General features: G+C 59.2%; 10 protein-coding genes. 5 read left to right on the plus strand and 5 right to left on the minus strand.

What is annotated here, in order from left to right; translation table 11 throughout:
- Positions 1 to 42 precede the first annotated feature (42 nt).
- The gene (locus LCM4573_RS08985; RefSeq protein ID WP_071005899.1) at positions 43 to 549 is read right to left on the minus strand and encodes an RNA polymerase sigma factor; all 507 of its coding nucleotides are present in this window, start codon (positions 547 to 549) and stop codon (positions 43 to 45) included.
- 239 nt (positions 550 to 788) lie between these two features.
- Here LCM4573_RS08985 and ssuD point away from each other — a divergent pair, with 239 nt between their 5' ends.
- The 4 genes from ssuD to LCM4573_RS09005 are packed head-to-tail and all read left to right on the plus strand — an operon-like array spanning position 789 to position 4,644.
- Complete coding sequence (gene ssuD / locus LCM4573_RS08990; RefSeq protein WP_071005900.1) at positions 789 to 1,952, plus strand: FMNH2-dependent alkanesulfonate monooxygenase; 1,164 nt, start codon at positions 789 to 791, stop codon at positions 1,950 to 1,952.
- A gap of 51 nt (positions 1,953 to 2,003) precedes the next feature.
- Complete coding sequence (locus tag LCM4573_RS08995; protein WP_071005901.1) at positions 2,004 to 3,008, plus strand: ABC transporter substrate-binding protein; 1,005 nt, start codon at positions 2,004 to 2,006, stop codon at positions 3,006 to 3,008.
- Between the two features lie 3 nt (positions 3,009 to 3,011).
- Entirely contained in the window at positions 3,012 to 3,815 is an 804-nt protein-coding gene (locus LCM4573_RS09000) for an ABC transporter ATP-binding protein (protein ID WP_071005902.1), read from the plus strand.
- Positions 3,808 to 4,644 (plus strand): ABC transporter permease, encoded by an 837-nt coding sequence (locus LCM4573_RS09005; RefSeq protein WP_083347369.1) that lies wholly within the window; start codon positions 3,808 to 3,810, stop codon positions 4,642 to 4,644. The genes LCM4573_RS09000 and LCM4573_RS09005 overlap by 8 nt, the downstream gene beginning before the upstream one ends.
- 214 nt (positions 4,645 to 4,858) lie before the next feature.
- Here the strand turns inward: LCM4573_RS09005 and def are convergent, their stop codons facing one another.
- Positions 4,859 to 5,383 (minus strand): peptide deformylase, encoded by a 525-nt coding sequence (def, locus tag LCM4573_RS28915; protein ID WP_071005903.1) that lies wholly within the window; start codon positions 5,381 to 5,383, stop codon positions 4,859 to 4,861.
- A gap of 38 nt (positions 5,384 to 5,421) precedes the next feature.
- Here def and LCM4573_RS09015 point away from each other — a divergent pair, with 38 nt between their 5' ends.
- Entirely contained in the window at positions 5,422 to 6,474 is a 1,053-nt protein-coding gene (locus LCM4573_RS09015; protein ID WP_244505272.1) for a class I SAM-dependent methyltransferase, read from the plus strand.
- Positions 6,475 to 6,559: 85 nt separating this feature from the next.
- On the opposite strand, the gene LCM4573_RS09020 is transcribed toward LCM4573_RS09015, so the two are convergent.
- The 3 genes from LCM4573_RS09020 to LCM4573_RS09025 form a co-directional block, all read right to left on the minus strand.
- Complete coding sequence (locus tag LCM4573_RS09020; protein ID WP_071005904.1) at positions 6,560 to 6,781, minus strand: hypothetical protein; 222 nt, start codon at positions 6,779 to 6,781, stop codon at positions 6,560 to 6,562.
- Positions 6,782 to 7,207: 426 nt separating this feature from the next.
- Entirely contained in the window at positions 7,208 to 7,372 is a 165-nt protein-coding gene (locus LCM4573_RS27695; RefSeq protein ID WP_116285382.1) for a DUF4168 domain-containing protein, read from the minus strand.
- A 59-nt stretch (positions 7,373 to 7,431) separates the two neighbouring features.
- Positions 7,432 to 7,639: LysR substrate-binding domain-containing protein (locus tag LCM4573_RS09025; RefSeq protein ID WP_244505274.1), on the minus strand; the 208-nt coding region annotated here is incomplete at its 5' end.

A 7,639-nucleotide genomic window follows, 5' to 3' on the forward strand; every position in this document is an offset into this window, starting at 1 on the left:
GACGGATAAACGGATATCTGACCACACCTGGGACGGAGATTTTTAGTTCAGGAGATCGACGAGGCTGTCGCGCAGATGGGCAAGGGCCTTCATCATGTGCTTTTCGACCATGCTCTTGGAAATTCCAAGCCGTTCGGCAATTTCAGCATGGCTGAGCTCTTCGTATTTGTGGAGCAGGAAGACCTGGCGCTGTCGTTCAGGCAAAGTCTGAATCGCACCTTCCAGCCGCGCGATACGCTGCTTGAAATCGACCTCCAGCTCGGCGGAAGGTTTGGCTTCCGCGATCTCCGCCGGAAGCCCAGGCTGGATATAGTGGCTCTGAACGGCATGGGCGCGGGCATGATCTATCGAGAGATTGCGGGAAATCCGAAACAGATAGGCGCGCGGATTGCCCACGACCTCACCCGCGGTCGGCCCCAGGGTGGCGAGCCGCAAAAAAGCATCCTGAACGAGATCGGAAGCCGTATCCTCCGACACGCCGCTGCGACGCAGAAACCGTAAGAGTTCCTTGGAATGCCGACGGAATAGCTGTTGTAGATCCCAATGCAATTCTGGACCCTAGGCGCCGCGCAGGCTTAACCATGATAAATTCACTCATGTTTATCCCTAGGAAAATGCCTTGCCAAGGGCCGAGAACGCAATTCGCTACAGCAAATGAAATGCCGTTCGCCCGCGAGCCTTCACCTTAGTCGCCGCATGGCGCCGTACGGTTGAGAACAGAATAATCTTTCTTCTCTATCGAATATGTCGTGTTTAGCCTCTCCCCTACATTCGAAAAGGAGACGCTGATGACCGCCGCCGGACCGTTGAACTTCTTCTGGTTCATTCCGACCCATGGAGATGGCACCTATCTGGGCACGGATCATCTGAGCCGAAGGCCGGAATTCCGGTATTTCAAGCAGGTTGCGATCGCCGTCGACGAACTCGGCTTCGAGGGCGTGCTCCTGCCGACGGGCCAGTCCTGCGAGGATTCCTGGATCACCGCGACCGGCCTGTCAGTCGTTACCGAACGGTTGAAATACCTCGTTGCGCTTCGCCCCGGCGTCACCTCGCCCACCTTCGCCGCACGCCAGACCGCAGCCCTCGACCGCTTGAGCAATGGCAGGCTGCTGCTCAATGTCGTGGTCGGCGGCAACCCCACGGAACTGGCAGGTGACGGCATCTTTCTCGGCCATGACGAGCGTTACCAGCAGGCCGGGGAATTCCTCGATATCTGGAAACGACTGCTCGCGGGCGAGACGGTCGACTTCAAGGGCAAGTATTACGAACTCAAAGGTGCACGCTCGGATTTCCCGCCGATCGGCCAGCCGCATCCGCCCCTCTATTTCGGCGGCTCTTCGGAGGCCGGCCAGGATCTCGCGGTCGATGCCGTCGACATGTACCTCACCTGGGGCGAGCCGCTGGAGCAGGTGACGGAGAAGATCGAATCCGTTCGCRCCAAAGCCGCAAAGGCCGGTCGCAGGATTCGCTTCGGCATGCGCATCCACTTCATCGTGCGCGAGCGGGAAGAGGATGCCTGGAGCGCCGCCGACCGGCTCATCAGCAATATCTCCGACGAGCAGATCGAACGCAGCTATCAGCGCTTTCTGAAGGAAATGGATTCCGTCGGCCAGCGCCGGCAGGCCGCCCTGCACGGTGGTCGCCGCGACAAGCTGCTCGTTGCACCTAACCTCTGGGCCGGCGTGGGGCTGGTGCGCACCGGTGTCGGCACCGCCCTTGTCGGCACGCCGGAACAGGTTGCTGAACGGCTGCGCGAATACCAGGCGCTCGGCATCGATACGATCATCGGCTCGGGCTATCCGCATCTCGAGGAGGCTTATCGCGTCGGCGAACTCCTCTTCCCGCTGCTTGGCATCGATCGCAACCGCCGCCAGGGACTCCGCGACAGCGTCGCCAACGAATTCGCCGTCGGCAATTACGGGGGCTCGAAGCTCGCCAATGCCGCGGGCTGACCRCCAAGGCCCATTCCGCACATTCCCGTCTGTCTTTTGAAAGGTCGATCCATGCAGAAACCCTTTAAGCTCGCTGCCGCCGCGGCTTTGGTGCTGAGCGTGCTCACGCCCGCAACGGGCGCTTCCGCCGAAGGCCTTATCCGTATTTCCCAGCAATTCGGCACTCTCTACTTGCCGCTGCACGTGATCCGCGACCAGAACCTGATCGAGAAGCACGCAAAGGCACTCGGTCTCCACGAGGTGAAAGTTGAATGGGCTCAGCTTTCCGGCGGCGACGCGATCAATGCCGCGCTTCTTTCCGGCTCGATCGATATCGCGGCGGCCGGGATCGGCCCCTTCCTGACGCTCTGGGACCGCACCGACGGCACCGTGAAGATCGTCGCCGGGCTCGCGAACCAGCCGAACTACCTTGTCACCACCAATCCGAATGTGAAATCGCTCAAGGATCTGACCACATCCGACAAGATCGCGCTTCCCGCCGTTGGCGTTTCGGTCCAGGCGCGCATCCTGCAGATCGCGGCTGAAAAGGAGTTCGGCGAGGGCAACCAGAACAAGCTGGACAACATCACCGTCAGCCTGCCGCATCCCGACGCGACGAGCGCACTGCTTTCCGGTTCCACCGAGATCACCTCGCACCTGTCCAACACCCCGTTCCAGGAGCAAGCCCTGAAGGATGCCAAGGTCCATAAGGTCTTCTCCTCCTACGACATCCTCGGCGGCCCGGTGACACCGACCTATCTCTATGCCACGACCGACTGGCGCGAGGAAAACCCGAAGACCTTCCAAGCGTTTTTCGAGGCTCTGAAGGAAGCCGACGCCTGGATCGAGGCAAACAAGAAGGAAGCCGCGGAAACCTATGTGCGCGTCGAGAACTCGAAGCTCGATCCCGCCTTCGTGCAGTCTCTGATCGAATCTCCCGAAAGCAAATTCACCGTTGTCCCGTCCCGCTCCTATGCCTTTGCCGACTTCCTCCACCGGACCGGCGCCATCAAGAAGAAGGCCGAAAGCTGGAAGGACTACACGTTCGAGGAATTGCACAACGAAAGCGGAAGCTGAACCATGCTGGCGCGCGATCCCTTCCCGGCGGTTTTCGAAGTCGATCATCTTACCCTCGACTACCCGACCCCGGCCGGCACCGTCCGGGCGGTGGACGATGTCTCCTTGCGCGCCGGAGAGGGCGAGCGGCTCGTGCTCCTCGGCCCCTCCGGCTGCGGCAAGTCGTCGATCCTGAAAGCCGTGGCGGGTTTCCTCAAACCCGCTTCCGGGGCGATCAGGGTGCGGGGCCGGGAGGTCAAGGGCCCCGGTCCGGATCGCATCGTCGTCTTCCAGGAATTCGATCAACTCCTGCCATGGAAGACGGTGCGCCAGAATGTCGRGTTTCCGCTCCACATGGCAAGCCGGCTTGCGAAGGCGGAAATACGAAACCGCACCGAGGCGACGCTGAAAAAGGTCGGCCTGGAGCGGGTGCTTGATAGCTATCCGCACACGCTTTCGGGCGGCATGAAGCAGCGTGCCGCGATCGCCCGCGCGCTGGTGACCGATGCCGACGTGCTCCTGATGGACGAGCCCTTCGCGGCACTCGACGCACTCACCCGCAGCCAGCTCCAGGGCGAACTTCTCGATCTCGCCGAGGAGCTCGGCTTTACGCTGCTTTTCGTCACCCATTCCATAGAGGAAGCAATCTTGATCGGTACCAAGCTGCATCTCCTGAGCCCGCATCCGGGGCGGACGATAACCAGTCTCGACACAAGCGGGTTCGGTCGTGACGATGTCGGCAGTCCTCTCTTTAAATCCTTGTCGCGTGAAGTGCACGATCTACTGTTCTCTCCGAAGGCCAGGAAAGGAGTTTTCGAACATGTCTGATCTTTCCTTGATCGGCACGCCCGCAAAGCTCCAGGTGCTCGATCGCCTCCGCGATTTCGCCTGGAACTCCGCGCTCCTTCGAAAGCTCCTGGTGCTGGCGCTGCTCGCCCTGATCTGGGAGCTTTCAGCCCGCTTCAGCGCCAAACCGATCCTCTTTCCCAGCTTCACCGCCACCATGGCGGCGCTGTGGGAAGCATCGACCACCGAGAACCTGCTTGCCGCCTCCTGGGCATCGCTGACCGTCCTTCTCAAAGGCTATGTGATCGCGATCGCTGCAGCCTTCACCATCGTCTCGCTCGCGGTCGTCAGCCGTTTCGTCCGCGAACTCCTGCAGACGCTGATCTCCATGTTCAATCCGCTGCCGGCCATCGCGCTGCTGCCGCTCGCCATGCTTTGGTTCGGGCTGGGCGAAAAGAGCCTGCTCGTTGTGCTGGTTCACGCCGTTCTCTGGCCCTTCGCGCTCGCCACTCTGAGCGGCTTCGAAAGCGTACCCGAAACCCAACGCCTGGTCGGCCGGAATTACGGCCTCAAGGGGCCCGGCTATGTTTGGCGTATCCTGATCCCCGCCGCATTGCCTTCGATCCTTTACGGCATGAAGATCGCCTGGGCTTTCGCCTGGCGCACGCTGATTGCCGCCGAACTCGTCTTCGGGGTCAGTTCCTCGACCGGCGGCCTTGGCTGGTTTATTTTCCGCAACCGCAACGAACTATTCACCGACAAGGTGTTTGCCGGCCTCGCAATGGTCATCATCATCGGCCTGGTGGTCGAAGGCGTGGTCTTCCGCCTGATCGAAAACGTCACGGTGCGCCGCTGGGGCATGCAGCGATAGCCTCAAGCCGCGCAGGCCGCAGTCGTGACACTCCTAATGCGAGACTAGAACCGGCATCTGTTTTGTCAAATGGCCGTCGAGGTTTTGACCGCAATCATCGAGGTCGCGGATAACCTCATGCTCGCGGCCGGCTCGAATGCAGAGGTGGAGGCGCTACTGCACGCGCTGAAACGGAAGCTGGAGYGACGGCGCCCGGGTTGTGCCAGAAGCAGTCTTAGCTGATCCGGACTTCGTGTCTGCGTCGAACTTTTCGAAAGTAATCTCTCGCCCGTTGCCGCCGCAAGCTGGAAACCCTGTCAAAGAACAAGACGCCGTCGACGTGATCGACCTCATGTTGGACGCAGATAGCTAGGGGGCCAGTTGCATGCAGTAGATGCCTTTCTCCCTCCAAGTCCATATAAGAAACCGCAACCTCCTTGTGTCGGGGTACGGGGATGCCGTATCCGGGCATTGAGAGGCAACCCTCTTGGCCAACGACCAGCTCCTTGGAGCGCTCAACGATCTCTGGATTGACCATGGCAAAGCGATGCCACTTCTCGCTGCTATCAGGCATATCTATGACAACCAGACGCAAAGGCACCCCGATCTGAACGGCGGCAAGACCAGCACCTTGCTCTCGGTCCATAACGGTAAACATCATTGATGCGAGCTGCTTTATATCAGCATCGATCGCCTCTACAGGCCGGGACGGCTGCGAGAGTAAGGGATCGTCAATCGGGAGGATTGGATCATCGGGCATAGCTGGTTACTCCACCTAACAGAGGGTAATTAAGGCGGATGCTGGGAGGAGGTCAAATATTTGCCTCCACTTACATGCCGCTGAAACTCGACAAGCATGCAGCGTGGTCCTCGACCGACAGCGAAAGGCCTTCTATTCCAGCTGGCGCGAATGCGGAGGTGGAGGCGCTACTGCAGGCGCTGAAACGAAAGCTGGAAAACAGCAGCTCATCAATGCGACTTTSCCTGGTGGCGCTATCCACGCGTCAAAAGGTGAGCTACCATCCAACCGCCAAAAGGGATCGCGGGATGCTGACCTCGACATCAGACCTTTGGAGCGGTGGCGCCGCCTACGAGCGATATATGGGCCGGTGGAGTCGGAAGGTCGCTCCGCAATTCGCCGCTTGGGTTGACACCGGCCCCGGGGCGAATTGGATCGACATTGGCTGCGGGACGGGCGAGCTAACCCTAGCCGTACTCGAACAGTGCGAGCCATGGCAAATCGTCGGAATTGATACCGCAACAACCTTTCTGGAGGTGGCTAAATCCAAAGTATCCGACCCACGAGCCCATTTCAAACTAGGAGATGCACAAGCGATCCCGGAAGACGACGATGCCTTCGACATTGCGGTTTCGGGACTTGTTCTCAACTTCGTTCCCAATAAGAAAGCAGCGGTGCAGGAAATGGTCCGCGTAACCAGACCGGGCGGCACAGTCGCGCTTTATGTGTGGGACTACGCCGGTCATATGCAGGTGATGCGCTATTTCTTTGATGTTGCCACCGCCCTTGATCCTAGAGCGAGCGAATTCGACGACGGCATAAAGGCCCCTGTCTGTCGGCCAGGTCCGCTGTCCGAACTGTTTTCGCGTGCCGGCCTGCACGACGTAGAGGTGCAGGCAATCGACATCCCAACGGCCTTCGAGAGCTTTGACGACTACTGGACACCGTTCTTAGGCGGGACCGGATCGGCACCCAAATATTGCATGTCTCTCGACGAAGAGGCCCGCGCACGCCTTCAGGACGGGATTCGAAGCAGACTTCCTACGGGGCCCGCCGGCGAAATTCTGCTGGCCGCTCGGGCATGGGCCGTAAAGGGGCACGTTGCGGGCTAGGTCACTCCGAACGCGTCACAAAATCATGCCGAATTCAGCGATTGGCTAGGCCAGCACGATCAAGCGGCCAGCCGATAGACATCCCTCAGAACGGCACTTTCATTAGCCGGTCCCCATAAGGCTTGCGCCGTTTGAGCTTGTCGAGGGACTTCTGGACCGCCTCCCCCTCGTCCTGTCTGAAGCCAGTTTCTGCCCCATCGACATAGGCGTGATTGGCCGACAGGACGGGGCTTTCATCCTGATCGACATCGAAGAGTTTCGCAAAGACCAACAGAGCCGTCAGCGCTCGCGAAAGGCTTTCGAGCACCGATCGCTACTCGTATTCCATCCCTTCATGTCCATGGGCCCGAAGTGTGGAGATCGAAAGATCGGTCCACGTCCGTTTCTATTTCGCCCCAGAAATCGGCCGCTGTGGAGAACCGAACAGTTGCCGCCGAGGTCAAAGGTGGATGATTATCCAGGTCACGACTAGCGCCGCACTCATGATAAGAAGTGGCATCCCGAAATCCAACCATGTTCGCTGCCATAAATCCTTCATAGCTTTGTAGCCCCACGATCTTCATGTTTTGTGAAACGCCATCCAACGCGAATGGAGCGATTTTGTTCCCTCTCGCTGGTCGTGAGGGAATTTGAGACTTCGAGGGTGGGAGTTTATACGCGGCTTCAGACCGGGCACGCCACAAAACACCGAGGGCGCTCAACCCGTTGCTGGGAGCACTCCCTTTTATAGCTGCTACTGCTGTGCGGGCCCGGCTTTTTGAAGCTTATCCTGCACCCTTTGAAGAAACCCGGAATCTTTTTCCGCAGCCGTCAAGATCGCATTGTATTCCTTAACTGACATGTCCGAAGAACCTTCGACCACCTGCACCATTTTTTGGCTTGAGATCGCATCGTCCATTGGCGCACCGCCCGGTCTGGTTGAAGATATGGGTTGCCGAATGTCCCGGTCGCAGCGTCTCAACACCATTTGTGATTGCGAACATAATCAAGAAACGTCCGCATGGCGGCGCTCGTATGCCGCCGGCTCGGATAATACAGATACCAGCTCGGCAGCTTCTTCTTCCAGTCGCTGAGCAATTCGATAAGCCTGCCTTGTTCGACATCGTCGCGGACATAGTCCTCAAACAGGTGAGCGATTCCCGATCCCGCAAGTGCGGCCTGAAGC

It is taken from the genome of Rhizobium sp. LCM 4573 (assembly GCF_001854865.1).
Taxonomy (GTDB): Bacteria; Pseudomonadota; Alphaproteobacteria; order Rhizobiales; family Rhizobiaceae; genus Neorhizobium.